This window comes from Streptomyces sp. NBC_01077, from assembly GCF_045162855.1.
In the GTDB taxonomy this organism is placed as follows: Bacteria; Actinomycetota; Actinomycetes; order Streptomycetales; family Streptomycetaceae; genus Streptomyces.
Window position 1 is genome coordinate 6363613 of record NZ_CP108669.1, and the last position, 26182, is coordinate 6389794.

Annotated in this window: 30 protein-coding genes; 15 read left to right on the forward strand and 15 right to left on the reverse strand. The window is 71.2% G+C overall.

Going from position 1 to position 26182, the window contains the following annotated elements; all coding sequences use genetic code 11:
• Nucleotides 1–47 precede the first annotated feature (47 nt).
• Nucleotides 48–467, forward strand: a complete 420-nt coding sequence (locus OG462_RS29015) for a hypothetical protein (RefSeq protein ID WP_406062042.1) — start codon at nt 48–50, stop codon at nt 465–467.
• Between the two features lie 12 nt (nt 468–479).
• Here the strand turns inward: OG462_RS29015 and OG462_RS29020 are convergent, their stop codons facing one another.
• The 3 genes from OG462_RS29020 to OG462_RS29030 all read right to left on the reverse strand — a co-directional run bounded on the left by OG462_RS29020 (nt 480) and on the right by OG462_RS29030 (nt 2578).
• Nucleotides 480–1499 (reverse strand): RNA polymerase sigma factor SigF, encoded by a 1020-nt coding sequence (locus tag OG462_RS29020; RefSeq protein ID WP_406062044.1) that lies wholly within the window; start codon nt 1497–1499, stop codon nt 480–482.
• A gap of 77 nt (nt 1500–1576) precedes the next feature.
• Nucleotides 1577–1990, reverse strand: coding sequence for an anti-sigma regulatory factor (locus OG462_RS29025; RefSeq protein ID WP_019889334.1), 414 nt, complete (start codon nt 1988–1990; stop codon nt 1577–1579).
• Nucleotides 1991–2317: 327 nt separating this feature from the next.
• Complete coding sequence (locus OG462_RS29030; RefSeq protein ID WP_056567228.1) at nt 2318–2578, reverse strand: UBP-type zinc finger domain-containing protein; 261 nt, start codon at nt 2576–2578, stop codon at nt 2318–2320.
• A 39-nt stretch (nt 2579–2617) separates the two neighbouring features.
• Between OG462_RS29030 and OG462_RS29035 the strand changes: the two genes are divergently transcribed.
• Nucleotides 2618–4213, forward strand: coding sequence for a Na+/H+ antiporter (locus OG462_RS29035; protein WP_406062047.1), 1596 nt, complete (start codon nt 2618–2620; stop codon nt 4211–4213).
• On the opposite strand, the gene OG462_RS29040 is transcribed toward OG462_RS29035, so the two are convergent.
• Complete coding sequence (locus tag OG462_RS29040) at nt 4189–5127, reverse strand: 1-aminocyclopropane-1-carboxylate deaminase/D-cysteine desulfhydrase (RefSeq protein WP_406062049.1); 939 nt, start codon at nt 5125–5127, stop codon at nt 4189–4191. The two genes, OG462_RS29035 and OG462_RS29040, sit on opposite strands and share 25 nt — an antisense overlap.
• A gap of 28 nt (nt 5128–5155) precedes the next feature.
• A complete protein-coding gene (locus tag OG462_RS29045; protein ID WP_406062051.1) occupies nt 5156–5746 on the reverse strand; it encodes an N-acetylmuramoyl-L-alanine amidase in 591 nt (196 codons plus the stop codon).
• Nucleotides 5747–6040: 294 nt separating this feature from the next.
• Between OG462_RS29045 and OG462_RS29050 the strand changes: the two genes are divergently transcribed.
• Nucleotides 6041–7459, forward strand: a complete 1419-nt coding sequence (locus OG462_RS29050; RefSeq protein WP_406062053.1) for a family 2B encapsulin nanocompartment shell protein — start codon at nt 6041–6043, stop codon at nt 7457–7459.
• A 94-nt stretch (nt 7460–7553) separates the two neighbouring features.
• Complete coding sequence (locus tag OG462_RS29055) at nt 7554–8609, forward strand: family 2 encapsulin nanocompartment cargo protein polyprenyl transferase (RefSeq protein ID WP_406062054.1); 1056 nt, start codon at nt 7554–7556, stop codon at nt 8607–8609.
• Nucleotides 8610–8668: 59 nt separating this feature from the next.
• Here the strand turns inward: OG462_RS29055 and OG462_RS29060 are convergent, their stop codons facing one another.
• Nucleotides 8669–9244, reverse strand: coding sequence for a TetR/AcrR family transcriptional regulator (locus tag OG462_RS29060; protein WP_406062056.1), 576 nt, complete (start codon nt 9242–9244; stop codon nt 8669–8671).
• 110 nt (nt 9245–9354) lie between these two features.
• On the opposite strand from OG462_RS29060, the gene OG462_RS29065 reads away from it, so the two are divergent.
• Genes OG462_RS29065 through OG462_RS29075 form a run of 3 tightly spaced genes read left to right on the forward strand, consistent with a single transcriptional unit; the run spans nt 9355 to nt 10752 of the window.
• Nucleotides 9355–9936: a dihydrofolate reductase family protein gene (locus OG462_RS29065; protein WP_406062058.1), complete on the forward strand. Its 582-nt coding sequence runs from the start codon at nt 9355–9357 to the stop codon at nt 9934–9936.
• 42 nt (nt 9937–9978) lie between these two features.
• A complete protein-coding gene (locus tag OG462_RS29070; protein WP_406062060.1) occupies nt 9979–10290 on the forward strand; it encodes a hypothetical protein in 312 nt (103 codons plus the stop codon).
• A 42-nt stretch (nt 10291–10332) separates the two neighbouring features.
• Complete coding sequence (locus OG462_RS29075; protein WP_406062061.1) at nt 10333–10752, forward strand: DUF6304 family protein; 420 nt, start codon at nt 10333–10335, stop codon at nt 10750–10752.
• A gap of 196 nt (nt 10753–10948) precedes the next feature.
• Here OG462_RS29075 and snpA read toward each other — a convergent pair whose 3' ends face one another.
• On the reverse strand, nt 10949–11593 hold the full coding sequence (snpA, locus tag OG462_RS29080) for a snapalysin (RefSeq protein ID WP_406062063.1): 645 nt from the start codon (nt 11591–11593) through the stop codon (nt 10949–10951).
• A gap of 186 nt (nt 11594–11779) precedes the next feature.
• Here snpA and OG462_RS29085 point away from each other — a divergent pair, with 186 nt between their 5' ends.
• Nucleotides 11780–12748 carry a LysR substrate-binding domain-containing protein gene (locus OG462_RS29085; RefSeq protein ID WP_406062065.1) on the forward strand — a complete coding sequence of 323 codons (969 nt, stop codon included), beginning with the start codon at nt 11780–11782 and terminating at the stop codon, nt 12746–12748.
• Nucleotides 12745–13221, forward strand: a complete 477-nt coding sequence (locus OG462_RS29090; protein WP_406062067.1) for a GNAT family N-acetyltransferase — start codon at nt 12745–12747, stop codon at nt 13219–13221. The genes OG462_RS29085 and OG462_RS29090 overlap by 4 nt, the downstream gene beginning before the upstream one ends.
• A gap of 4 nt (nt 13222–13225) precedes the next feature.
• Here the strand turns inward: OG462_RS29090 and OG462_RS29095 are convergent, their stop codons facing one another.
• Entirely contained in the window at nt 13226–13612 is a 387-nt protein-coding gene (locus tag OG462_RS29095; protein ID WP_406062069.1) for a VOC family protein, read from the reverse strand.
• Nucleotides 13613–13712: 100 nt separating this feature from the next.
• On the reverse strand, nt 13713–14108 hold the full coding sequence (gene sodN, locus OG462_RS29100) for a superoxide dismutase, Ni (RefSeq protein ID WP_030320908.1): 396 nt from the start codon (nt 14106–14108) through the stop codon (nt 13713–13715).
• Between the two features lie 173 nt (nt 14109–14281).
• Here sodN and sodX point away from each other — a divergent pair, with 173 nt between their 5' ends.
• Nucleotides 14282–14716, forward strand: a complete 435-nt coding sequence (gene sodX / locus OG462_RS29105; protein ID WP_406062071.1) for a nickel-type superoxide dismutase maturation protease — start codon at nt 14282–14284, stop codon at nt 14714–14716.
• Here the strand turns inward: sodX and OG462_RS29110 are convergent.
• Nucleotides 14620–15249 carry a CGNR zinc finger domain-containing protein gene (locus OG462_RS29110; RefSeq protein ID WP_406062072.1) on the reverse strand — a complete coding sequence of 210 codons (630 nt, stop codon included), beginning with the start codon at nt 15247–15249 and terminating at the stop codon, nt 14620–14622. The two genes, sodX and OG462_RS29110, sit on opposite strands and share 97 nt — an antisense overlap.
• Before the next feature lie 93 nt (nt 15250–15342).
• On the opposite strand from OG462_RS29110, the gene OG462_RS29115 reads away from it, so the two are divergent.
• On the forward strand, nt 15343–16092 hold the full coding sequence (locus OG462_RS29115; RefSeq protein WP_406062074.1) for a class I SAM-dependent methyltransferase: 750 nt from the start codon (nt 15343–15345) through the stop codon (nt 16090–16092).
• 61 nt (nt 16093–16153) lie between these two features.
• Here OG462_RS29115 and OG462_RS29120 read toward each other — a convergent pair whose 3' ends face one another.
• From OG462_RS29120 to OG462_RS29130, 3 genes are read right to left on the reverse strand one after another with little or no spacing between them, the layout of a single operon-like run.
• Nucleotides 16154–16921, reverse strand: a complete 768-nt coding sequence (locus tag OG462_RS29120; protein ID WP_406062076.1) for an amino acid ABC transporter ATP-binding protein — start codon at nt 16919–16921, stop codon at nt 16154–16156.
• Nucleotides 16918–17868: an amino acid ABC transporter permease gene (locus OG462_RS29125; RefSeq protein WP_406062078.1), complete on the reverse strand. Its 951-nt coding sequence runs from the start codon at nt 17866–17868 to the stop codon at nt 16918–16920. Before OG462_RS29125 ends, OG462_RS29120 begins: the two co-directional genes overlap by 4 nt.
• Before the next feature lie 55 nt (nt 17869–17923).
• Complete coding sequence (locus OG462_RS29130; protein ID WP_406062080.1) at nt 17924–18886, reverse strand: ABC transporter substrate-binding protein; 963 nt, start codon at nt 18884–18886, stop codon at nt 17924–17926.
• A gap of 538 nt (nt 18887–19424) precedes the next feature.
• On the opposite strand from OG462_RS29130, the gene OG462_RS29135 reads away from it, so the two are divergent.
• The 3 genes from OG462_RS29135 (at nt 19425) to OG462_RS29145 (ending at nt 23353) form a co-directional block, all read left to right on the forward strand.
• On the forward strand, nt 19425–20636 hold the full coding sequence (locus OG462_RS29135; RefSeq protein ID WP_406062082.1) for an NADP-dependent malic enzyme: 1212 nt from the start codon (nt 19425–19427) through the stop codon (nt 20634–20636).
• A gap of 248 nt (nt 20637–20884) precedes the next feature.
• Nucleotides 20885–21850, forward strand: coding sequence for a zinc-binding dehydrogenase (locus OG462_RS29140; protein ID WP_406062084.1), 966 nt, complete (start codon nt 20885–20887; stop codon nt 21848–21850).
• A gap of 93 nt (nt 21851–21943) precedes the next feature.
• A complete protein-coding gene (locus OG462_RS29145; protein WP_406066765.1) occupies nt 21944–23353 on the forward strand; it encodes a cellulase family glycosylhydrolase in 1410 nt (469 codons plus the stop codon).
• A gap of 21 nt (nt 23354–23374) precedes the next feature.
• Here OG462_RS29145 and OG462_RS29150 read toward each other — a convergent pair whose 3' ends face one another.
• Together OG462_RS29150 and OG462_RS29155 are read right to left on the reverse strand one after the other, a co-directional pair.
• Nucleotides 23375–24274, reverse strand: coding sequence for a PadR family transcriptional regulator (locus tag OG462_RS29150; protein ID WP_406062086.1), 900 nt, complete (start codon nt 24272–24274; stop codon nt 23375–23377).
• Nucleotide 24275: 1 nt separating this feature from the next.
• On the reverse strand, nt 24276–25151 hold the full coding sequence (locus OG462_RS29155; protein ID WP_406062088.1) for a DUF4097 family beta strand repeat-containing protein: 876 nt from the start codon (nt 25149–25151) through the stop codon (nt 24276–24278).
• A 151-nt stretch (nt 25152–25302) separates the two neighbouring features.
• On the opposite strand from OG462_RS29155, the gene OG462_RS29160 reads away from it, so the two are divergent.
• The gene (locus OG462_RS29160; protein WP_406062090.1) at nt 25303–26157 is read left to right on the forward strand and encodes a hypothetical protein; all 855 of its coding nucleotides are present in this window, start codon (nt 25303–25305) and stop codon (nt 26155–26157) included.
• Nucleotides 26158–26182 lie beyond the last annotated feature (25 nt).

Sequence of the window (26182 nt, forward strand, 5' to 3'; positions counted from 1 at the left end):
TCGCCCGGCTTCGGCCGGCCCGCCGAGCCCCCGCTACCCTGCCCTCTATGAGCAGTACGGAGCAGCCCCCCCGCCCCGCCCGTCTCGCCGCCGCGGCGGCCGTGGCCGGTATCGAGGCCCTCGGCCTCGTCGCCGGGGGTGTCTACATGCTGGTGAACGCGCTGACCGGGACGTCCGAGGACATCACCGGCGCCGTGACGGGCGCCGTGACGCTTGTCGCACTCGGACTCATCCCGCTCGCCGCCGCCCGCGGGCTGTGGCTGTGCCGCTCCTGGAGCCGTGGGCCGGCCGTCATCACCCAGATCCTGGCCCTGCCGGTCGCCTGGCAGATGCTCCAGGCGAACAGCGCGATGATCCCGGCCGGCGTCGTCCTCGGCGTCCTGGCCGTCACCGGGCTCGTCCTCCTGGTGAACCCGGCCACGACCGAGGCGCTCGGCATCCGGCGCCCCGGTCAGGACCCTCAGTAGGGCCCGTCGGTCCTACTCCTCGACCAGAAGCTTCTCCCGCAGCTGTGCCAGGGTCCGTGCCAGCAGCCGGGACACGTGCATCTGCGAGATGCCCACCTCCTGCGCGATCTGCGACTGGGTCATGTTCCCGAAGAAGCGAAGCAGCAGGATCCGCTTCTCCCGGGGCGGCAGGTCCTCGAGCAGCGGCTTGAGCGACTCGCGGTACTCGACCCCCTCAAGGGCCTCGTCCTCCGCGCCGAGCGTGTCCGCCACCGCCGGCGACTCGTCGTCGGTGTCGGGGACGTCCAGGGAGAGCGTCGAGTAGGCGTTCGCCGACTCCAGCCCCTCCAGGACCTCCTCCTCCGAGATTCCCAGCCGCTCCGCCAGCTCGTGCACGGTCGGCGAGCGGCCGTGCTGCTGGGAGAGCTCCGCCGTCGCCGTGGTCAGCGAGAGCCGCAGCTCCTGGAGCCGGCGCGGCACCCGGACCGCCCACCCCTTGTCACGGAAGTGGCGCTTGATCTCACCGACGACCGTGGGGGTCGCGTACGTCGAGAACTCGACGCCGCGCTCCGGGTCGAACCGGTCCACCGACTTGATCAGGCCGATGGTCGCCACCTGCGTCAGGTCGTCCAGCGGCTCGCCCCGGTTGCGGAAGCGCCGGGCCAGGTGCTCGACCAGTGGCAGGTGCATCCGCACCAGCTGGTTGCGCAGCTCGGCCTTCTCCGAGGAGCCCTCCGGAAGCTCACGCAGCGTGACGAAGAGCGCGCGGGCGCCGCTCCGGTCGTGCGGGTCCCGGGTGACGGGGAGGTCGGGGACGTCGTCGGGCTCGTCACCGTCCTCCGGCTTCTCCGCCTCGGCCTTCGCCTCCACGCCGGCCGTCGCTTCCACAGCCTCCGCCTTCACGGCGGCCTCGGCCGCCTCCGGCCGAGGCTCCCCAGGGGGCTCGGGAGTCCCCTGGGTCTCGGAGGAGCCCTCCGCACTCGCGGGGCCCCGGGGGGCCTCGGAGACGCCTGGCGCCTCGGGAACCTCGTGGTGCTGCTCGTGCTCGCTCATCTGGTCCGCCTGCTCCGTAGCGACCTCATACGGCCGTGCCTGCTGCTCAGGGATGCCGGCCGTCGCGTCCCCGCGCCTCACGCCGGGCCTGGCCCCGCGCCGCGCTGTTTGTACAGGCTGATCGAGACCGTACGGTCGTCGGCCACCGACGATTCCACCTTCCCGGCCAGTGCCGACAGCACCGTCCAGGCGAAGGTGTCCCGCTCGGGCGCCCGGCCGTCGGTCGTCGGAGCGGAGACGGTCACGTCGAGGGAGTCGTCGACCAGCCGGAAGACACAGCTGAGGACGGATCCCGGCACGGCCTGCTGGAGCAGGATGGCGCAGGCCTCGTCGACCGCGATCCGCAAGTCCTCGATCTCGTCGAGGGTGAAGTCCAAGCGCGCCGCGAGACCGGCCGTGGCCGTACGCAGCACGGACAGATAGGCACCCGCAGCGGGCAGCCGGACTTCCACGAAGTCCTGGGTCCCGGGCTCGCCTGCGATCTGGGACACCCTCACCTCCAAGGTGGCACAAGCTCATTCGGGGCTCGGGGGGAGAGGCCCCCGAACCGGGCGGTACGCAGGGGGCTGCGCAGTCCGCCGTGACGCTATCGCGATCCGTCCCGCCGTGTCGCCGTGAACCCCTGCCCCCACCTGCCCCCGGTCACCGGTCGTCACCCATGGTAGGCCCATGGGTGCGGACGGTGGGCAGGGGTCTGCGGAGGCCGAAAGCGAGCGACGCGCGGAGGGGTGACGTACCCAACCGCGGGGCAGGCGAATCGTCCAACGGCCGAATCCGCGGACGGTCGGAAAATCCGCTCGGCCGACGACTCGGACGTTTCAGACGATCGAACCGTCCACGAAGCACCAGCGCCAGGCCTCGCCCGGCTCGAAGGTCCGCATCACCGGGTGCCCCGTCGTGGAGAAGTGCCCCGTCGCGTGCTGCCCCGCCGAGGAGTCGCAGCAGCCCACGTGCCCGCAGGCCAGACAGAGCCGCAGCTGGACCGGATGCGTGCCGTCCGCCAGGCACTCGGGGCAGGTGTCGGCCAGCGGCGCCGGTTCGGGGCGCGGCATTTCGGCAACGTGCGGGCACTCGCTCATGATGGCCAGGTTACGTTGCGGCACGGGACGGGGACGGGCATGGACGCACTGCAGCTGGTGGCACTGGTGGCGGCGAGCGCCGCGATCGCGGGGCTCGCCCGCAGGACCCCGGTGCCGGCGCCCCTCCTCCTGGTCGCCGTCGGTCTCGCCGCCTCGTACCTCCCCGGGGTGCCGGACTACACCCTCGACCCGCACATCGTGCTGCCGCTGATCCTTCCCCCGCTCCTCTACACGGCGGCCGTCGACTCCTCGTACCTCGACCTGCGGGCCAACATCCGGCCCGTCGCGCTGCTCTCCGTCGGGTACGTCCTCTTCGCCACCGTGGCCGTGGGCTGGCTCGCGTACGTCCTCGTCCCCGATCTGCCGCTCACCGCCGCCCTCGTGCTCGGCGCGGTGGTCGCCCCGCCGGACGCGGTCGCCGCCACCGCCATCGCCCGCAAGCTCGGTCTGCCGAACCGGATCACCACCATCCTCCAGGGCGAGTCCCTGGTGAACGACGCCACCGCCATCACCGCGTACAAGGTCGCCCTCGCGGCGGCCGTCGGCGAGGGCATCAGCTGGGCCGGCGGCCTGGGGGAGTTCGCGCTCGCGGCCCTCGGCGGCATCGGTGTCGGCCTGGTCCTCATGGTCCCGATCCACTGGCTGCGCCGGGGCCTCGGCGACTCGCTCCTGCAGAACACGCTCTCCCTCCTCATCCCCTTCGTCGCCTACGCGGCGGCCGAGGAGGTCGGCGCCTCCGGAGTCCTCGCCGTCGTCGTGGTCGGCCTCTTCCTGGGCCACCGCGCCTGGCAGGTCGACTTCGCGACCCGCCTCCAGGAGGAGGCCGTCTGGAAGATGGTCGCCTTCGTCCTGGAGTCCGCCGTCTTCGCCCTGATCGGCCTTCAGCTGCCGTACGTCGTCCAGGGACTCGGGCAGTACGGGATCGGCGAGGCGATCTGGTACGCGGTCGGGGTCTTCATCGCGGTGGTCGTGGTCCGGTTCGTCTGGGTCTATCCGGCGACCTTCCTGCCCCGGTTCTCCGCCCGCGTCCGGGAACGGGAACCGGGGGTGGACTGGAAGGCCCCGCTCGTCGTCGGCTGGGCCGGCATGCGCGGGGTGGTCTCGCTCGCCATCGCCTTCTCCATCCCCGTGGTCACCGACGGGGTGGAGTTCCCCGCCCGCAACCTCGTCCTCTTCCTCACCTTCACCACCGTCATCGGCACCCTGGTGGTGCAGGGCCTCACCCTGCCGCCCCTCATCCGGCTCCTGAAGCTCCCCGGACGGGACCGGTACGCGGAGACCCTGGCCGAGGCGCAGGCCCAGAGCGAGGCCTCACGGGCCGCCGAGGAACGCCTCGACGAGCTCCTCGCCGACGAGCGCAACGCCCTGCCGAAGCCCCTCGCCGACCGGCTCCGCACGGTCCTCGAACGGCGCCGCAACGCGGTCTGGGAACGGCTCGGCGCCGTCAACGAGATCACCGGGGAGACCGCGGACGACACCTACCGGCGTCTTTCGCGCGAGATGATCGACGCCGAGCGCGAGGTCTTCGTGCAACTGCGCGACGCACGGCGGATCGACGACGAGATGATGCGGACCCTGCTCCGCCGGCTCGACCTGGAGGAGGCCGCCGCCTACCGCGAGGAGGCCGCCGACTGAGCGCCGCCGGCGGGCTGTGCCTCGTCCGGGGCGCCCGTCACCACCGCCACGAGCCGGGTACCCGCCGGGAACGCGCCCTCCTCCGCCAGGGTCGTGAGGCCGAGCAGCATTTTGGCCACATACAGCCGCTCGATGGCGAGTCCGTGCCGCGCCTCGAAGTCGCGTGCGAACGCGTCGAGCGCGGGGGACACGCGCGCGTACCCGCCGCCGTGGAAACGCTCGTCCAGCGTCCAGTCGCCGCGCGGCCCGCCGAACGCCGCCTCCTGGAAGGCACGTACCTCCCCGCCGAGGAAACCGCCCTTGAGGACCGGGACGCCCAGCGCCCGCTGCCCCTGGGAGAGGCCGGCCGCGAGACCCGCGAGGGTGCCGCCCGTGCCACAGGCGACGGCGACCGTGTCCGCCGCCCCGGCGAGCTCGCGCCCCAGCTCCACGCACCCCTGGACGGCGAGCGCGTTGCTGCCGCCCTCCGGAACCACGTACGCGCCCGCGGGTGCCCGCTCCAGCAGCATCGCGCGCGTGGCCGGGTCGTTCTTCGCGCGGTACGTGGCCCGGTCCACGAACTCGAGCCGCATCCCGTCCGCCGCGCACCGCGCGAGCGAGGGGTTGAGCGGCCGCCCCGCCAGCTCGTCGCCGCGCACGATCCCGACCGTGGGGAAGCCGAGCAGCCGGCCGGCGGCCGCCACCGCGCGCAGGTGGTTGGAGTACGCGCCGCCGAAGGTGAGCACGGGACGCCCGCCCGCCGCGCCCAGGTTGAGCGCGAGCTTGCGCCACTTGTTGCCCGGCAGGTCGGGGTGGATGAGGTCCTCGCGCTTGAGGAGCAGCGTGAGCCCGCGCCGGGTGAAGCGCTCGTCCTCCACCGGCTCCAGGGGCGAGGGGAGCCGGGGCCGCAGGCGGGAGAGGTCGAACGCGTTCACCGGGCCATTGTCCGTGCCTTCCGTACGTTCAGCGCAGCTGGTCGGCGATCCGCTGGCGCATGGACGCCATCGTGAAGCCGCGCGGGTCCACCTTCCCCGGCTGCCACTCCAGGTGCCCGATGACGGAGCGGTGCGTCCAGCCGTGCACCCGGCACACCGCGGCCGCCGCCTTCGCGATGGCCTCCAGCTGGACCTTCGGCCACGGGTCCTCGCCGTCGCCGAGGTTCTCGCACTCGAAGCCGTAGAAGTGCCGGTTGCCGTCGGTGGTGGCCTCGTCGTCCGGCGGCAGGCCGCGTTCGGCGATGACCGCCCTGAGGACCTCGTCGTCGCCGAGCCCCGCGTGGTTGGCGCGGCCGTAGCCGACCAGGTGGACCGTGCCGTTCTTGGCGATCACGCCGTGACAGAGCGGCCCGGGCAGGGCCGCGTAGCCGTCGCGGCAGATCCGGACGGTGTTCGCGGTGCCGCGGGTCACGGTGTGGTGGATCATCACGCCGTGCACGGGGCCCCAGGGGCCCTTGTGGTTGCGGTTGTGGGTGGACCATTCGCCGACCTGGACGACCGCGAGGCCCTCGTCGCGCAGCGCGTCGAGGAACCTGCTCGCGGACATGGGGGTGGACATGACCGACTCCCTTCGAAGGACGGGTGGGCCTCCGGAGCACCGAAGTACCGGAGGTTCCGGAGTGCCGAGGTTCCGGAGTATCGGAGTCCGCCACTCCGTTGCCATCCGTTCGGACCGTGTTCGAGCCGATCCGGACAGCTCCCCGTGGGGCGGGTGGGGCTCCGCTGTTCGGATGGAAAAAACGGGACATGCCCCGAAGATCGTCGAACAGTCCCACTCGAATGTGTAATGGCGCCGACACGCTCCGTGCTGAAAGGCTTCGTCTCGCAACTCAGTCATACGAGAGGGAGTTCCATGTCCGTTGGTTCGGTTGGCGACGAGGTCCGCGTCGCGGAGCAGCAGGCGCCGCAGCAGAGTCTCGGCACCGCCGCCGCGCGGAACCTCGCCACGACCACCAAGTCGGCGCCGCAGATGCAGGAGATCACCTCACGGTGGCTGTTGCGGGCGCTGCCCTGGGTCCAGGTGCAGGGCGGCACGTACCGGGTGAACCGGAGGCTCAGCTACTCCGTGGGTGACGGCCGGGTCACCTTCGTCCAGACCGGAGAGCGCGTCGCGGTCATCCCCGCCGAACTCGGCGAACTCCCCGTCCTGCGCGGCTACGAGGACGAGGAGGCCCTGACCGAGCTCGCGTCCCGCTGCCGCCAGCGGGAGTACGCGGCGGGCGAGGTGATCGCCGTCGCGGGCGAGCCGAGCGACCGGGTCCACCTCCTCGCGCACGGCAGGATCGAGCAGATCGGCGAGGGGCCGTACGGAGACGAGGCCGTCCTCGGAGTCCTCGCGGACGGCGCCTACTTCGGCGACGACGCCCTCGTCGACCCGGAGGCCGCCTGGGAGTGGTCCGCCCGCGCCGCCACCGCCTGTACGGTCCTGGAGCTCACCCGGGACGACGTGCGGAACCTCGCGGAGCGGGCCGGCTCGCTCGCCGCCCACCTCGCGAGCGTGGCCGCCCTGCCCCACCAGCGGACCAACCACTACGGCGAGGCCGAGATCGACCTCTCCGCGGGCCACGTCGGCGAGGCCGTCGTCCCGCACACGTACGTCGACTACGACGCCTCGCCCCGCGAGTACGAGCTGAGCGTCGCCCAGACCGTGCTGAAGGTCCACAGCCGCGTCGCCGACCTCTACAACCAGCCGATGAACCAGACCGAACAGCAGTTGCGGCTCACGGTCGAGGCGCTCCGCGAGCGACAGGAGTACGAGCTGGTCAACAACAAGGAGTTCGGCCTCCTCGCCAACTGCGACTACGGGCAGCGGCTCCAGCCGCACGACGGCGCCCCCAGCCCCGACGACATGGACGAGCTGCTCTCCCGCCGCCGGGGATCCAAGCTGTTCCTCGCCCACCCGCGCGCCATCGCCGCCTTCGGCCGCGAGCTCAACAAGCGCGGTCTGGTGCCCGAGACGATCGACATCAACGGCAACCGCATCCCGACCTGGCGCGGAGTGCCGATCTACCCGTGCAACAAGATCCCGGTCTCGGACGCCCGGACCACCTCGATCATCTGCATGCGCACCGGTGAGGCCGACCAGGGCGTGATCGGTCTGCACCAGACCGGCATCCCCGACGAGATCGAGCCCAGCCTCTCAGTCCGGTTCATGGGCATCGACGAGCAGGCGATCATCTCCTACCTGGTCACGGCCTACTACACGGCGGCGATCCTCGTCCCGGACGCGCTGGGTGTCCTGGAGAACGTCGAGGTCAGCCGCTGGCGCTGAGCCGACGACGCCCGGGGGCGGGGACCGAACCCTCCCGCCCCCGGGCGTTCCCGGCTCGTCGCCGCGCAGCATCGCCACGGAGGATACGAAGGAAGTGACCGTGACCATTGCCGGCGGGGATGCCGTCACCGACGGTCAGGGGGCCGTGCGGCTCCTGGACCGGACGCGGACGGCCGTCCATCCCCAACTGCGCTCGACCGTCGAGACCCTGCCCGGTTCGATACGGCGGGTCGCGATGTACCACTTCGGCTGGGAGCACGCCGACGGCACACCGGCCACGGAGCAGCCGGGCAAGGCCATCCGGCCCGCACTGGTCCTCGCGGCGGCCCGCGCGCTCGGCGCCGAGGAGGCGCAGGCCGTGAAGGCCGCGGCCGCCGTGGAGCTCGCGCACAACTTCACCCTGCTCCACGACGACATCGTCGACGAGGACGTGACCCGACGGCACCGGCCCACCGCCTGGACCGTCTTCGGCATCCCGGACGCGCTGATCGCCGGCGACGCGATGAGCGCGCTCGCCCTGCGGATGCTCGCCGAGGACCCGCACCCCGCCTCGATGGCGGCCTCCGCGCGGCTCGCCGCCTGCATCATCGAGCTCTGCGCGGGGCAGCAGGCGGACTGCGCCTTCGAGCAGCGCGCGCCGCGCGAGGTCTCCCTCGACGAGTGCCTGGCCATGGCCACGGCCAAGACCGGCGCGCTGCTCGGCGCCTCCTGCGCCATCGGCGCGCTCTACGCGGGCGCGGGGGACGAGGAGGTCGCGGCGATGGACGCCTTCGGCCGGGAGGCGGGCCTCGCCTTCCAGCTGATCGACGACCTCATCGGGATCTGGGGCGACCCGGACCGTACGGGCAAGCCGGCCGGGGCCGACCTGGTCGCCCACAAGAAGTCGCTTCCCGTCGTGGCGGCGCTCGCCTCGGGAACACGGGCGGGGGACGAACTGGCCGAGCTGTACGCCCGTCCGGTCCTCGACGCCGCGGCGGTACGGGCGGCGGCGGAAGCGGTCGAGCGGGCCGGCGGGCGCGACTGGGCGCAGGACCAGGCCGCCGAGCGGATGGGCCGTGCCGTCGAGCATCTGGCCCAGGCGGTGCCGGACCCGGCGGCGGCGGGGGACATGCTGGCGCTCGCGGAGTTCGTCACCCGGCGCACGCGCTGACCTGACGGCCGGGGCCGGGGCCGGGGCCGGGGCCGGGGCAGGCGCCGGGGCCCGGGCGCTCAGACCTCGGGGACGATGCGGGTGACCACGGTCTCGATCAGGTCGTCCAGGTCCCGGTCGCCGTGCAGCTCCGGGACCGTGAAGTGGTCGAACAGCAGCCCCGTGAGGGCGAAGTAGAGCAGCCGGACCGTGTCCGCGTCCCCGGGCATCCCGGAGTCGACGTGCAGCCGGATGTTCAGGTCGAGGTCGGCCCGGAGCACCTTGGTGAGCTGGGTCCGCAGCTCGGGGCGGCGTGCGGCTTCGAGGCGGAGCTCGAAGAGGCCGAGGTAGCAGGTGCGTTCGGCGGCCAGCCGCTGGGCGAGCTGGCGCATCAGCTCGACGACCAGGGCGCGGCTCGGGGTCGGCAGCAGAGCGGCGTCGATGACGCCGGGTGCGGGAGTCAGCCGCACGAAGATCCGGTCGGCGACCTGGGAGAGGAGCTGGTCCCGGTCGCGGAAGTAGTTGGACGAGGTGCCCGTGGGGACCCCGGCGCGGGCATCGACCGCCCGGAAGGTCAGCCCGCGGGCGCCTTCGTCCGCAAGCACCTGGATGGCGGCGTCGAGCAGTGACGTACGGCGTTCCGGGTTCCTTGCCATGTCTTGTTCCTCCTTCTTCGAAAATAGGGCTTGCGTAACCACTACAGGTGAAGCACTATAGCCGTCGTGGTTGCGATCGCAGCCACACTCCGAAGTAGAAGAGGACCGGCTTGCGCAAGCTCACGTACTACATCGCCTGCACCATCGACGGCTTCATCGGTGACCCCGAAGGCGATGCCACATCGATGTTCAAGTACTCGGTCGGCCCCTACATGCAGTGGATGGGCGCCGAGTACCCGGAGACGATCCCGACCCAGGGCCGGGAGATGCTCGGCATCGACGCCGAGAACAAGCACTACGACACCGTCATCCAGGGCCTGGGGTCGTACCAGCTCGCCCTGGACATCGGCATCACCAGCCCCTACAGCCACCTGCGGGAGTTCGTCGCCACCCGCTCGTTGGCCGAGTCGCCCCACCCCGACGTGGAGCTGATCGCCGACGACCTCGTCGGCCGGGTCCGCGAGCTCAAGGCCGAGGACAGCCCCCTGGGTGTCTGGCTCTGTGGAGGTTCGACCATCGCCGGTCAGCTCATCGAGGAGATCGACGAGCTGGTCATCAAGACGTACCCGCAGGTGTACGGCTCCGGAATGCCGATGTTCGGCGCCGGCTTCGAGCCCCGGGACTTCGAGCTGAACGACCTGCGCGTCTTCGACAACGGCGTGTTCGTCCGTAAGTACTCCAGGACGCGGTGACGGCGGGAAGCGCTCCCGCGCGAGGCGTCCTACCCTGGAAGCATGGGTGACGAGGCGCCTCGCACGACGCGGGACCCCCGGGCCGAGCGCAGATGCCCGGCCTGCGGGCAGCTGCTTGCGACGATGGCCACCCGGCACAAGGTCCTCGGGGCCTGGGTGCCGGAGTGGGAAGTGCAGCCCTGCCGCAACCCGGACTGCCCGCTCCACGAGGGCGCGGAAGCGGGCTCGGGCGAGGCCGCTGAAGCGGCTGCGGGCGGGGGCGCCGCAGGGGGTGCCGACGTGGGTGCGGAAGCCGCGAGCACGCACGTGACCGGCAAGAACGACGAGATCGGGAGAAGTCCGGCCCCAGGGTGACCGGACGCGCGCCGGAGCCGGTCATACCGCTACAGTCCGCGCATGTCATCGGAGTCGACGGAAGTCTGGACCGGCTGGTACCGGGACCGCAGCGGCGCGGAAGCGATCGTCATCACGGCCGACGGGCGGCATGTCGCCACCCGGATCAGGGGGATCGAGTACACGGGCGAGAGCTTCGCCGCGCTCAGCGCGGCCGCAGAGGGCGGGCAGGCCCTCACCGGCTGCGTCCTGGAGTGGGACCTGCCGCTCCCCGTCGTCATGGACGGCACCACCCAGCAGGCCACGCTGAGCTGCCTGCTGACCCTCGGTGAGCGCGAGGACCTCAGCCTGACGCTCCACTACGGTGGCGCCGCGTTCGAGTCGTGCGTCGCCGGGGGTGACTTCGGCGGGGCGCTCGAACGCGTCAGGCGCCAGCTGCCGCCCGGCGCGGATTTCAGCCGCCGGCTGCTTCAGGCGGTCTGAGGACACGCCATACCGGTCTGAGGACACGCCATACCGGCCTGAGGACACGTCGTGACGGCCGGAGAACGAGGACGGCCTGAGAACAAGGACGGCGGCGCCCCGGGGAGGGGGCGCCGCCGCCGTACGTTCCGGCTCCTACCGACTCGGCCCCTGAGGGCGGAGGGTCAGTTCCTGGACAGGTCGGTTCCTGGACGGGTCAGTTCTTGAAGGCGGAGGCGAGGCCGAAGCGCCACAACTGGTCGACGCGGGAGCGCTCCTGGGAGTTCGGCTGGGCGTTCTGGCAGGACGTGCCGGGGCCGCCACCCGACATCAGCTCGCTGCACGGACCGCTGTAGTGATCCGGCAGCCCGAGGACGTGCCCGGTCTCGTGGGCGGTCACGCGAGTGGAGTTGTACTGCTGGTTCTGCCGGTAGTCGAGGAAGATGTAGCCGCTGCCGTGGCCGTCGGTGCTCGCGTACGAGCCACGGGAGTCGTTGCCCTCGTAGTACGCGAAGTCCGCGTTGCTGCCCTCGACGAGCCGGACGTTCACCACCGAGCTGTTCCATATCTGGGCCGAGCGGGAGATCTGGGAACGGAAGCTCGGCGCGTTGGCGGCGCTGTAGACGACGGTGACGGCGGCCGCGCCGGGAGTGGCGGCCCGCTTCTTCGCCACCGACTTCACGACGGCGTCGAAGAAGGCCTGGTTGGCCTTCGCCTCCTCGGCCGAACCGGCGTACGCCACGGCGGCGTTGTTCGTGGGGGCGGTGCTCACCGCCGCCGCCGGGGCCGCACCGAGGGAGGCGGCGAGACCGAGGCCGAGGGCGGTGGCCAGTACAGAGGTGAGGACCTTGGGGTGACGCATGGGGGGCTCCTCCTGTAGGGGACTGGAGAGAGTCTCGGGGGAGCCGGGGTGCGTGGGGATGATGTCAACCGGCGATAGCACCACCGCATCACCCTGCCCGAGCACCCTCAACTACCTTGAAATCAAAGGTGATTGAGGGGTTCCGGGTATCTGGTGCGAGTCAGGGCGCCGCCCTACCCTCGGGGCATGGAGCTGGAGGTGAGACACCTGCGCGCGCTCTGCGCCATCGCGGACACCGGCAGCCTGCACAAGGCGGCCCGGCAACTGGGCATGAGCCAGCCCTCGTTGACCACCCAGCTGCGCCGCATCGAGAACTCGCTCGGCGCCGAGCTCTTCTCCCGCGGCCGCACCGGCTGCCGCCCGACACCGCTCGGCCACTCCCTGCTCAGCCGGGCCCGCCCGCTCGTCGCCGACATGGCGGCGCTCGTCACCGAGACCAGGGCCGCGGCCGCCCGCAGCGACGGACTCGGGCTCCGCGTCGGCTCCACCGCGAGCCGGGCCCTCCCGGGCTGGCTGCGCCGCCTCCGCCAGCGGCTGCCCGGCACCGACATCGGCCTGCGGATGGACGTCTCCGCGAACGCGCTGCTGCGGAGCGTCGCCGCAGGGCAGCTCGACGTGGCGTTCGTGCACGAGGTGGAGGGCTGCCCGTTACGGGTCCCCGAAGGCCTCAAGGGGCGGGTCCTGGTCGCCCGCGAACCGCAGTTCGTCTCCCTGGCCCGCGACCATCCGGCCGCCGCCCGGCCCGTGGTGGACCTGGCCGACCTGGCCGGCGACCACTGGATGGTCGACCCGACCGTGGACGGCGAATGGGACGGCCTCCGCCGGGTCCTGGACGCCGCCGGCATCGACCCGCCGCTGCTGCACGGCGACTACCACACCGCCGCCTCCCTCATCGTCCTCGGCGAGGCCGTCGCCCCCTGCCAGCCGACCTCGGTCCCGCGCGAGGACATGGCGGTCCGCCCCCTGCGCGGCGACCCGCTGGCCGTCCGCCTCCTGCTGTACGCACGTCCCGGGGCGCCCCTGGACACGCTGTACGCGGAACTCGCGGCGGCCTACCGGGAGGTGGCCCTGAGGGCGGCCCCGTACCGCGAGTGGCTCCGCCGCCAGGGGACGGCGGCGGGCCTGTCGGTGGGACCGTGCATGATGACGGCATGAGCGAACACGCGGAACAGGCAGTGGTCCGACACGCACGTCCGGAGGACCTGCCGCGGGTCGTGGAACTCGTCGCCGAGCACGCGGCGTACGAGAAGGCGGCGCCCCCGGCCCCCGGCCTCGCGGACCGCCTCGCCGGCCTCCTCTTCGGCCCCGAACCGCCCCGCCTCCGCTGCCTGGTCGCCGTCCTCCCCGACGGCACCCTCGCGGGCTACGCGAGCTGCGCCCCGGAACTCTCCACCTGGGACGGCACGGAGTACCTCCACATGGACTGCCTCTACCTCACGGAAACCTCGCGGGGTCACGGCCTGGGACCGCTCCTGATGGCAGCGGTCCGCACGGAGGCGAGCCGTCTCGGCCTGGCGGAGATCCAGTGGCAGACGCCGGCGTGGAACGAGAACGCGATCCGCTTCTACGACCGCCTGGGCGCGACGCCGAAGGAGAAGCGCCGCTACACCCTCCCCATGGACGCGTAGGCCGCTACCCCTCGACGTCCTGCGGGTACCAGCGGAGCTCGACCGTGTTTCCGTCCGGGTCCTTGACGTAGACCGACTGGGCCGAACCGCGTGCGCCCCAGCGCGGGACGGGGCCCTCCAGGACGTCGAACGTCCCGGAGTCGAGGACCTCCTGCCAGTCGAGGGGGTCCACCACCAGGCAGATGTGATCGACGTTGGACTCGCCTCGCGGGCGGGAGAAGAGGTCGATGACGGTGCTCTCGTCGATGCGCACGGACGGGAAGGACACCTTGCCGGCCCGCCACTCCTCGACCCGCTCGGGTATGAGGCCCAGGGGGCCGGTGTAGAACGCGAGCGCCTTGTCGACGTCGGTCACGTTGAGCACCAGGTGGTCGAAAGCTTTGACGCGCATGGGGTATCACCCTTCTGTGGTTACGTCCGTATTTCGTTGAGAAAGCCCGAAGGGGTACGACCGCCAGGCGGTCGTACCCCTTCGGCCGGGAACGAGAAGGTCAGGCCTTCTTCGTCTCCCAGAAGATGCGGTCGATCTCGGCGATGAGCTCCAGCGCCTTCTCGCCCGTCTTCGGGTCCGTCGACGCCTTGGCGGCCGAGAGGGCCTTCAGGGTGTCGTTGACCAGCTGGTTGAGCTCGGGGTACTTCTCGAAGTGCGGGGCCTTGAAGTAGTCGCTCCAGAGCACCGAGACGTGGTGCTTGGCGAGCTCCGCGCGCTGCTCCTTGATGACCGTGGCGCGGGCGCGGAAGTGCGCGTCCTCGTTCGCCTGGTACTTCTCCTGGACAGCCTTGACCGACTCGGCCTCGATGCGGGCCTGGGCCGGGTCGTACACGCCGCACGGGAGGTCGCAGTGGGCGCTGACCTTCACCTTGGGGGCAAACAGGCGGGAGAGCATTGAGCCGTCCTTCCTCGTGATCGTCTTCTCAGGTGGGACATTACTCGGTGAGAAGGGCGTTTTCGCGGGCGCCCCCTGGGGCTTAGGTCAAAAGTCCAGGGTCACCATGGGACTCGTGTACGAGTGGACGAGTGGATGAGCGCGGGCGCGCGGGCGGATCAGGAGGTGCCGGAATGAGGGATTCGGGGCGGGAGCGGGTGGCGGATGCCGGGGCTCCGTTCGGGATCGCCGAGGTGACGGGGGTGTCCATGGTGCCCACGCTGCTCCATGGAGATCAGTTGCTCGTGCAGTACGGCGCCCGCCTGCGGCCCGGGTGTGTGGCCGTGGTGCGGCATCCGCTCCAGCAGGATCTGCTCATCGTGAAGCGGCTGATCGAGCGACGTGACGGCGGCTGGTGGGTGCTGGGTGACAACCCGGACGCCGAGGGCGACAGCCGGGTCTTCGGGGCCGTACCGCCCGAGCTGGTTCTCGGGCGGGTGCGGGCGCGCTACCGGCCGGTGACGCCGGGGCGTCAGCGGTCGCTGGGGGTGACGCTCTCCTGGCTGTTCTCGGCGCTGAGGCCCGTGCCGTCCGGCCGGTCGGCCTCCAGGCGCTTGCGGGCCCGGTAGGCGGCCACGTTGGCGCGGGTCGCGCAGCGGTCCGAGCAGTAGCGGCGGGAGCGGTTCGTGGAGGTGTCCAGGTAGGCGTTGCGGCAGGGGGGCGCCTGGCAGAGGCCGAGGCGGTCCGCGCCGAACTCCGTCAGGTGGAAGGCCAGTCCCATCGCGGCGATCGCCGCGTATCCCGCGGTCGCGTTCGACGGGTGGTCCGCGAGATGCATGTGCCACCGCGGCCGGCCGTCCTCGTCGAGGATGTCGTGGCCGGAGATCTGCGGGCTGACGGGAAACTCGAGCAGGAGTGAGTTCAGCAGGTCCACGGCGCCCGTGTGGTCGCCCTCGTCGGCCGCGGTGAAGATCGCCCGCAGCCGGGCCCGTACCGCGCGGAACCGGGTCACGTCGGAGTCGGTGGCCCGGCGGGCCATCTGGGTGGCGGGACCGAAGAGCTCGCGGATGACCTCGACGGAGGTCAGGGCGTCCTTGTTGCGGGCCGGCTCCTCGGTGTTGACCAGACGCACGGCGTAATCCGAGTAATAGGCCAGTTCCACTTGTAGTCCTTACTCCGGCGGGCTAGTGTCTCGGTCGAAAGGGGTAACGGCTGTTTCCCTATGAGGGTATTACGAAGAGGGGGAGGAACGGCGATGACCGGAACCGACTGGGCGGCCTGGCAGCAGAGCTGGGACCGTCAGCAGGAGTGGTACATGCCGGACCGTGAGGAGCGCTTCCGGGTGATGCTCGACATGGTCGAGGCCTTGGTGGGACCGAAGCCCCGCGTCCTCGACCTCGCGTGCGGTACGGGAAGTATCACGGATCGGCTCCTCAAGAGGTTCCCGGAGGCGACCAGTACCGGTGTCGACCTCGACCCGGCCCTCCTCGCCATCGCCGAGGGGTACTTCGCCGGCGACGAGCGCGTCACCTTCGTGACCGCCGACCTCAAGGACCCGGCCTGGGCCGCCCGGCTGCCCCACGACTCGTACGACGCCGTCCTCACCGCCACCGCGCTCCACTGGCTCCACAGCGAGCCCCTGACGGCCCTCTACGGGCAGCTCGCCGGTCTCGTCCGCGACGAAGGCGTCTTCATGAACGCCGACCACATGATCGACGAGGCCACTCCCCGGATCAACGCCGCCGAGCGCGCCCAGCGCCACGCCGTCATGGACCGCGCCAAGACCGGCGGGGCCGTGGACTGGGCCGAGTGGTGGGCGCTCGCGGCCAAGGACCCCGTCCTCGCCGAGCCCACCGCCCGCCGCTTCGAGATCTACGGCGAGCACGCCGACGGCGACATGCCCTCGCCGCGCTGGCACGCCGAGACCCTCCGCGCCGCCGGATTCGGCGAGGCCAGGGCCGTCTGGGCCTCGCCCTCCGACACCCTGCTCCTCGCCGTGAAGTAGCCCGGGGACGGGAGAAGGGGCGGTACGGGAGTTCCCGTACCGCCCCTTCCTTGTCAGAGGCCTACAGCACCTTCGACAGGAACGCCTTGGTCCGGTCGTGCTGCGGGTTGCCCAGGACGTCGCGCGGGTTGCCGGATTCGACGACCACGCCGCCGTCCATGAAGACGAGGGAGTCGCCGACCTCGCGGGCGAAGCCCATCTCGTGGGTGACGACGATCATCGTCATGCCCGACTCGGCGAGGTCGCGCATGACGTCGAGGACGTCACCGACGAGCTCCGGGTCGAGCGCGGAGGTCGGCTCGTCGAAGAGCATCAGCTTCGGTTCCATCGCCAGCGCGCGGGCGATGGCGACACGCTGCTGCTGGCCGCCGGAGAGCTGTGACGGGTAGTTGCCCATCTTGTCGCCCAGGCCGACGCGCTCGAGCTGCTGCTGGGCACGCTCGCGGGCCACGGCCCTGGACTCGCCCTTCACCTGGATCGGGGCCTCCATGACATTGCCCAGGGCTGTCATGTGGGGGAAGAGGTTGAAGCGCTGGAAGACCATCCCGATGTCGCGGCGCTGGACCGCGACCTCGCTGTCCTTCAGCTCGTAGAGCTTGCCGTTCTTCTCCCGGTAGCCGACCAGCTGGCCGTCGACCGAGAGCCGGCCGCCGTCGACCCGCTCCAGGTGGTTGATGCAGCGCAGGAAGGTCGACTTGCCGGAGCCGGAGGGGCCGACCAGGCAGAAGACCTCTCCGTTCTGGACCTCCAGGTCGATGCCCCGGAGGATGTGTGCCGCGCCGTAGGACTTGTGGACGCCTTCGGCCTTGACCATGGGCTGGCCGGTCATCGGGACCCCTCCGGAGAACGCTTGAACGTGAGCAGATTCGCCTTGACCCGCTGCAGCGGGGTGGGCGGCAGGCTCCGCAGGGAACCGCGGGCGAAGCGGCGCTCCAGGTAGTACTGGCCGACGCTGAACACGCTGGTCAGCGCGAGGTACCAGATGGAGGCGACGAAGAGCATCTCCATCACGGCGCCGGCCGTGCTGCCGATGTTCGAGGAGGCCCGTAGGAGCTCGGTGTACTGCACGGCCGAGACCAGTGACGAGGTCTTCAGCATGTTGATGAACTCGTTGCCCGTCGGCGGCACGATGACGCGCATGGCCTGCGGGAGGACGACCCGCCCCATGGTCTTGGTCTGGGACATGCCGAGCGCGTGCGCGGCCTCGGTCTGGCCCTCGTCGACGGACTGGATGCCCGCGCGGACGATCTCCGCCATGTAGGCGCCCTCGTTGAGGCCGAGGCCGAGCAGCGCGACCATGAACGGCGTCATGACGTCGACGGTCTCGTTCTTGTAGATCGGCCCGAGGTTGATGTACTGGAAGATCAGCGACAGGTTGAACCAGACCAGCAGCTGCACGTACACCGGGGTACCGCGGAAGAACCAGATGTAGAGCCAGGCGACGGCGCCGGTCACCGGGTTCTTGGACAGCCGCATCACGGCGAAGACGACACCGAGGACGAGGCCGAGCGCCATCGAGGAGACGCTGATGATCACGGTGTTCGCCAGGCCGTCGAGGACCGACGGGTCGAACACCTTGTCCCACACCGTGGCCCAGATGATGTTGCCCTGGGAGAAGGCGTAGATGAGCCATCCGAGCAGTGCGACGACCACGACGGCGCTGACCCAGCGCCCGTAGTGCCGCACGGGGATGGCCTTGATCGCCTCGTACGGGGAACCCGAGGCGCCGGGCCCGGCCGGAGCGGCGGCCGGGTCCTTGGAGATCTTGTCAGTCATGACGACTGCCCTTCAGTGGAGCGGGGAGGTCACTTGCCGGCGTTGACGGGGAGGGTCACTTGCCGGCGTTGACGGTGGCCGCCTTGACGGCGCTGTCCTCGACGTCCCACTTCTTCAGGGCATCGGCGTAGGTGCCGTCCTTGATGATCGCGTCGAGCGCCTCCTTGACGGCGTCGCGCAGCTGGGTGTTCTCCTTCGAGACGCCGATGCCGAAGAGGCCGACGTCGCTCTGGCTGCCGACGACCTCGAAGTCGTTGCCGCCGCCCGAGGTCTTCGCGATGTACGCGGCCACCGGGTAGTCGTTGAGGTCGGCCACGGCGCCGCCGGCCTTGACGCGGGTCTGGGCCTCGGCGTCGGTGTCGAAGGCCTGGATCGTCAGCTTGTTGTCGCCGCACTTCGTGGCCTGGGCCTTGAAGGTGTCCTCGTAGATCGTGCCGCGCTGGACGGCCACGGTCTTGCCGCAGAGGTCGTCGAGGGAGTTGATGCCCTGCGGGTTGCCCTTCTTGACCAGGAGGGAGACGCCGGAGCTGAAGTAGTCGACGAAGTCGATGCCCTTGCCGATCTTCTTCCCGCTGTCGTCCAGGCCCTCCTGCCGCTTCTTGTTGTCCGTCATCGAGGACATGATCAGGTCCTGGCGGCCGGTGTAGACCGAGGTGATCAGGCCGTCGAAGGTGCCCGAGGTGAACTTGAGCTCGACACCGAGCTGCTTGCTCAGGGCCGCGGCGATGTCGGGGTCGACGCCGACGATCTTGCCGCCCTCGGTGAACTCCATCGGCGCGTACGAGGCGTCGGTGCCGACGTTGATGACACCGGCCTTCTGGATGTCGGCGGGGAGCTTCGAGAAGAGCGGGGCGGCGTTGGTGGCGCCGCCGTCCTTCGTCGGGGTGGCGGAGCCGCCCTCGGTCTGGTCGCCACAGGCGGTCAGCAGCACGGAGCCGACGACCGCGATGGCGGCGACCGCGGCAAGACGGGAGGTGCGGGTCTTGGCGGTCGTACAGCGCGTGGAGCGTGCGGTCATGATCGGGTTCCTCCGGCGTGTGAGGGAGTTGCCAGGTGGGTCACGTACGTCTCTTCGAGTGTCGTGACCTCGTGTGATTACGGCATCTTGCCATTCGGACCGCCTCAAACCGACGGCCATGGATGTCAAAATCGGATAACGGGTGACCCCCGAATGCCAACAGGCCGGTACATCAGGGCCGGATCTTCTGCTGGATCCCTTCCACGCCACCGAAGAATTTCCTGTAGATCTCGCCATTCGGACGAACCGAAGGCCACCAATCGGGTGCTTGAAGCATCTATCTGGACATGGGGTGACGTGTCGTCCTCCGTCCGTGTCCGGATGCGCTCGGTATGAGTCGCGTCACCGAGCGGATATGGACTCGTCTGCGGTGCCGTCCGTCCGGTAAGAAGGATCCTTACACCCCTCATCCGGGGCTCAGGGCGCGTTGTGCGGCGCGCCCGCGCGGCTGCCAGACACGGCGGCCGCGGTGCCTCCCCACCCCTCCTCAACCAGGAGTGGCCACCCTCAAATGAAACAGACTTAAGGGGTCAACCCAATGGCAGCGGAGATCGTCAATCCTCGCAATGACAGTGGTACGGAAGGAGCTCCGGAGGAGCCCTTCGATCCTGTCTTCGCCCTCCACCGGGGCGGCAAGATGGCCATTCAGGCCACCGTCCCCGTCCGGAACAAGGACGACCTGTCCCTCGCGTACACGCCCGGCGTCGCCAAGGTGTGCACCGCGATCGCCGAGCAGCCCGAACTGGTCAACGACTACACCTGGAAGTCCCAGGTCGTCGCGGTCGTGACCGACGGAACGGCGGTGCTCGGCCTCGGTGACATCGGCCCGGAGGCCTCCCTCCCGGTCATGGAGGGGAAGGCCATCCTCTTCAAGCAGTTCGGCGGCGTGGACGCGGTCCCGATCGCCCTCGCCACCACCGACACCGACGAGATCGTCGAGACCGTCGTCCGGCTGGCCCCGTCCTTCGGCGGCGTCAACCTGGAGGACATCTCGGCGCCGCGGTGCTTCGAGATCGAGCGCAAGCTCCAGGAGCGCCTCGACATCCCCGTCTTCCACGACGACCAGCACGGCACCGCCATCGTCACCCTCGCCGCCCTCCGCAACGCGGCGAAGCTGACCGGCCGGACCCTCGGCGAGCTGCGCGCGGTCATCTCCGGCGCCGGCGCGGCCGGAGTCGCCATCGCCAAGTTCCTCCTCGAGGCCGGGCTCGGCGACGTGGCCGTCGCCGACCGCAAGGGCATCGTCAGCCGCGACCGGGAGGACCTCAACCCGGTCAAGCGCGAGATCGCCGACCTCACCAACAAGGCGGGCCTCAGCGGCTCCCTGGAGACCGCCCTCGCCGGCGCCGACGTCTTCATCGGCGTCTCCGGCGGTACGGTCCCCGAGGCGGCCGTCGCCTCCATGGCTCCGAACGCCTTCGTGTTCGCCATGGCCAACCCGAACCCCGAGGTCCACCCCGACGTCGCGCACAAGTACGCGGCCGTCGTGGCGACCGGCCGTTCGGACTACCCGAACCAGATCAACAACGTCCTCGCGTTCCCGGGCATCTTCGCCGGCGCGCTCCAGGTCCGGGCCTCCCGGATCACCGAGGGCATGAAGATCGCCGCGGCCAACGCCATCGCGGACGTCGTCGGCGACCAGCTCGCCGCCGACTGCGTGATCCCGTCGCCGTTCGACGAGCGGGTCGCCCCGGCCGTCGCGGCCGCGGTCGCCGCCGCCGCCCGCGCGGAGGGCGTCGCACGACGCTGAAGCGCCGCGCACCCCGTGAAGGGCCCCGTCCTGGTCTCAGGGCGGGGCTCTTTCGCGCGCTTGGCAGCTGCGGCCGCACTCCCCGTCATCACCCTGGGGTGCGCCGCAGCACCGGCCCGCCGGCGCCGGTCGCGCCGGCTACCGCCTCCCACCAGGACCATGCCCGGCGCCGTATCGGCGGGGGAGGGACGCGCGTCACACAGGTGCGTGGTTCCGCCCCGTGCCCGCGCCCGCCTAGGGTCGGGGCCATGTTCGCTGCCTACGCTGCCCGAATCGACCGCGACCAGCCCCTGAACGGCCTCGAATTGGGCGAACGTCCCGAACCCGAGGTGCGGCCGGGGTGGACCACCGTCACCGTCAAGGCCGCCTCGCTCAACCACCACGACCTGTGGTCGCTGCGCGGGGTCGGGCTGTCCGAGGAGAAGCTGCCGATGATCCTCGGCTGCGACGCCGCCGGGATCGACGAGGACGGCAACGAGGTCGTCCTGCACTCCGTGATCGGCCAGACGGGCCACGGTGTCGGACCCGACGAGCCCCGGTCCATCCTCACCGAGCGCTACCAGGGCACCTTCGCCGAGCGGGTCACCGTGCCCCGCTGGAACGTGCTGCCCAAGCCGAAGGAGCTCTCCTTCGAGGAGGCCGCCTGCCTGCCCACCGCCTGGCTGACCGCGTACCGGATGCTCTTCACCAATGCCGGCGTACGGCCCGGGGACTCGGTGCTCGTGCAGGGCGCGGGCGGCGGTGTGGCCACCGCCGCGATCGCCCTCGGCAAGGCCGCCGGTCTGCGGGTCTTCGCCACCAGCCGTGACGAGGCGAAGCGCAAGCGGGCCGTCGAGCTCGGCGCCGTCGAGGCCTTCGAGCCGGGCGCGCGGCTCCCGCAGCGGGTGGACGCGGTCATCGAGACCGTCGGCGCCGCGACCTGGTCGCACTCGGTCAAGTCGCTGCGGCCCGGCGGCACGCTCGTCATCTCGGGCGCCACGAGCGGCGACCGGCCCGCGCACGCCGAGCTGACCCGGATCTTCTTCCTCGAGCTGAAGGTCGTCGGCTCGACCATGGGATCCAAGGACGAGCTGGAGGACCTGCTGTCCTTCTGTGCGGCGACGGGTGTCCGGCCGGTCGTCGACGAGGTCCTGCCGCTGGACCGGGCGCGGGAGGGCTTCGAGCGGATGGCCACCGGCGAACTCTTCGGAAAGATCGTCCTGAAGACCTCGTGACGACCTCTTGATGACTCGTCAGTAGTACTGATGGGATCTCCGGCACACGAAACGTGAACAACGCTCACCTCGTCGTGCCGGAGGTCTACCTTGTTGCGAACCACCCATGTGTGGCGAACCACCCTTGTCACGGGCGCTCTCGCCGCCTCGCTGCTCGCCCCCACCGCCCCGACAGCCGCCGCCCGCGCGGAGACGGGCGGGGAGACCGGCGGGAACGGGATACCCGCCCTCACCGACTCCCGGGGCCGCACCCTCACCCTGCGCGGCTGGAACGTCGGGGACAAGGCGCACAGCGGCGACGCCGCTCTCTCCGGCATCACCGAGCAGCACTTCCGCGACATGCGGGCCAAGGGCTTCAACTTCGCCCGGCTGCTCGTCTTCTGGGACGACCTGGAGCCCAGCCCCGGCCGCTACAGCCAGGCGTACCTCCGGAAGGTCGAACGGGTCCTGGACTGGGCCGCGCGCCACGACGTCAAGGTCGTCCTCGACGCCCACCAGGATGTCTTCGGGCCCGCTTTCGGCCACCGCGGCGTGCCTGCCTGGGCGACCAGGACCGACGGGCTGCCCTTCACCCCGCACCCCGACGACTGGTTCTCCGAGTACTTCGAGCCCGCCGTGCAGCGCGCTTTCACCCACCTGTACGAGGACGAGGACCTGCGGCGGGCCCAGGCCCGCATGTGGCGGGTGCTCGCCGACCGCTTCGAGGACCACCCGGCCGTCCTCGGCTACGACCTGATCAACGAGCCGATGGGCGAGCTCCGCGAGGGTGAGGACCTGGCGACCGCCGCCCGGCGCATCGAGCGGGACCAGATCACCCCGATGTACAACCGCATCGCGGACGCGGTCCGTTCGGTCGACGAGGACAGCTGGATCTTCGTGGAGCCGACTCCCATCGTGGGCGAGGGCGTGCCCACGGGACTCGGCCGGATCGACGACCCGAAGATCGTCTACGCCCCGCACTTCTACAACGGCGCCATGGAGGCCGGCGGCGACTACGACCCGTCGGCCGGCTGGATCGAGACCTACGAGCAGGCCGTCACCCTGTACCCGAAGGAGTTCAAGGTCCCCGTGGTGGTGGGCGAGTGGGGACCGCTCAACAACGCCCAGCCGAACATGAACCGCTTCTACCGGGAGGCCATGGCCTCGCTCGGCCGCTACAGCTCCGGCTGGGCCGGCTGGGAGTGGTGCTACGGCGGCGGCTACTGCGCCGTGGACGGCACGGGGGCCTTCCGTGCGAACAAGGAGCTGACCGCCGAGCCGTACGCGGAGGCGGTCGCGGGCACCGTGCGCTCCGCCGCCTACGACCCCCGTGCCGGGGTCTACCGCCTCTCGTACGACTCCGCCGGGCGCCGGGGCTCCCGGGTCACCGAGCTCGCCCTGCCGCCCGGCGACTGGCGGGTGACGGCCCGGGGCGGGGCGCTGGTCCTCCGTAGAGCCCAGGGCAGGGCCTGGGTCCTCGCCGCCCGGGACGCCCGGGTGACGGTGACCGTCACCCGGGGCTGAACCCCTGTCGGGCGGCTGAGGTCACGCTCTGGGACGTGACCTCAGCAGGCCCGTGATCCGGACCGCCGCCGTCGACAGCTGCTCGCGGGTCTCGGCCAGCTGCTCCTGGCTCACCCCGTGGTCGCGGGCCGCGTCCCGGATCTCGTCGCGGAAGCGGTCGAGGAGCCGGTCGAGGTCGCGGGCCGGGTCGCCCGAGCCCTCCGTGTCCCGCGCCCACTCCGGCACGTCGTCGGCCCGGGCCGGCGCGGACGACGGCTCCTGGCCGGCCGCCTTCGGGTGGGTCGTGCCCGCCACGAGGCCGCCGAGCTGGGCCGTGATGTCCGAAAGCCCTTCCCAGACACCCTTGGGCCAGTCGCCGCGAGAGAAGCGGTCCTGGACCTCCTCCTGCACCTGCTGGGCGATCCGCTGGAACTCCTTCGCCTGGTGGCGGGCGGACTTCGCCTCGGCGCGGGCCTGGCGGGCCTGCTCCTTCCACTCCTGCCCGACCCGGCGCAGCTCCTCCTTGGCGTCGGCGAACGAGGAGGACTCCGCCGCGCGGGTCCGGCCCGCCGCCGCGCGCATCTCGCTGCGCACCCGGCCGGCCGCGCCGCGCACGTCGTCGCGGATCTCCGCCGCCAGCTCCGACACCGACTCGCGGATCTCCCGCTCCAGGTCGTCCAGTTCGGCGCCGCGCCCGGCCAGCTCGGCGCGGCCGGCGTCGGTGATCGAGTAGACCTTGCGGCCGCCCTCGCTGGCATGGGTGACGAGGCCCTCGGCCTCCAGCTTGGCCAGGCGCGGGTAGACCGTGCCCGCCGAGGGCGCGTACAGGCCCTGGAAGCGCTCCTCCAGGAGGCGGATCACCTCGTAGCCGTGGCGTGGGGCCTCGTCGAGCAGCTTGAGCAGATAGAGACGCAGGCGGCCGTGCGCGAAGACGGGCGGCATGTCAGAGCACCTTTCCGGTCGCGGAGGGGGCGGGGGAGGGGGTGGAGCCGCTGTCCTCGTCGGGCTCGGGACGGCGGAGCAGCGCGATGGAGCCGGAGACGGTGGTCGCCTTGAGGGTTCCCCGGCCCGAACCGAGGGTGCCGGTGACGGATTTGGTGCCCCACTGGCCGGCCACGCGCAGGTCCTCGAACGCGTTCGACACGGAGCCCGTCGTCGTGTTGGCCTCGACGCGGGCGTCGGCCGGGTGCGGGAGTCGGATGGCGACCTCGCCGGAGAGACTGGAGAGCCGGATGTCGGCGGGCGGCCCGTCGAGCTCGGCCGGGTCGAGGTCGATGACCATGTCGCCGCTGACGGTCTCGGCCCGCACGGAGGCGCCCGCGCCCTCGATCACCGTCACGTCGCCGGTCACGGAGTTGATCCGGAGCGCGCCCGTGACCGACTGGGCCTCCAGGTTGCCCGAGACGCTCTCGGCGCGGACCGGACCGGAGAGCCGGAGGAGGGTGGTGTCGCCGGAGACGCCGCGCACCTCCGTACGCCCCGTGATGCCGGTGACGACGGCCTCGGCGCCGACCACCCCCACCTCGACGTCGACCCCCGCAGGGACGGCGACGGAGACGACGGCCCGGCGCCGGAACTCCTTGCGGTCGAGCCACTTGAGGGCGCTCTTCCACTGCAGGTCCTCGTAGCCCACGGTCAGGGTGGAGCCGTCCTGGGACACGAGCAGCGGCGGGCCCTCGATCTCGGAGATCTCCACACGGGCGGAACTCTCGTCCGTCCCCACCACGTTCACCGTGCCGTTGACGATGCGGACCTGCAGACGGGTCACGGGGTCGGCCGGTGTCAGCTTCGTCGGCTCGGTGACGGACCACTCTGTCATGGTGCTGACCTCCCGTTTCGGCAACGCAACATATCGCGTATCTCGCTAGACACGATATATCGCGGCGAAGGGAAGTCAACCCTGACTCTCCCCTGACAGGGTGAGGGGCAATTGCCTCCACATAAGGACAAATTGGCCTAGCGTGGGGCCCATGAACGCGACATCCGGACCGAATCCCGTCGGGGCGCTGCTCCTCTGTCGTGCCGACCCCCCGGCGGTCCGGCCGCCCGCGCAGCTGCTCCGCGAACAGCTGCTGCTCGCCCCCGCGGGCGACGACTGGAGTGTGCTCGTACCGGAGGGGAAGCCCTGGCTCCACGGCGGGGAGCCCGTCGAACAGGTCGTCACCGGCTGGGCCACCGCCCTCGCCGTCCCGGCCGCCGGCCGGCCCGTCGTCGCCCTCTGGTGGGACCGCGACCGGGCCGGGCTGACGCTCGCCGCCGGCTTCCGCCGTACGGTCGGCTACACCTGGCTCGCGGACGGCACCCCCGTCGGCGAGGACGAGGCCATGCGCACCTTCGCCGCCCGGCTCGCGCTCGACCCCGTCCTGGACGTCCAGGCCCTGGAACCGCTCACCGAGCCCGATCCGGACGCCGACGCCCACAGCCGGCTCCTCGGCGTCGTCGCCGTCCTCGGCCGTGTCGGGCTCGCCCTGCCGACCGGGCTCCTCCCCGGCGAGAGTGCCGACCGGCTCCGTTCCGCGGCCCTGGCCCAGGGCGCCGAGCAGATCGAATGGTCCGGCAACGGGGTCTCCCCCGCTCGAACGCAGCTGAGAGCTTGGGGAAGGGATGCCGTACGCGCCGAACTCGACGTGGTGGAGGGCGGTCCCCTCGGCCCGTACCTGCGCGGCACCAAGGCGCGCGTACTGGGCGGGGTGCAGCTCGCGGTGGGGGTGCCGCTGCTGCTCTGGGGCCTCGGCCGGCGCAGCGGCGGCTGGGCGACGGCCGGCGCGCTGCTCGTCGCGCACGGCGCGTTCGGCGTCGCCTACGACCGGCTGCGGGAGGGGTGACCCCGCGCGCGGGGTCACCCCTCGG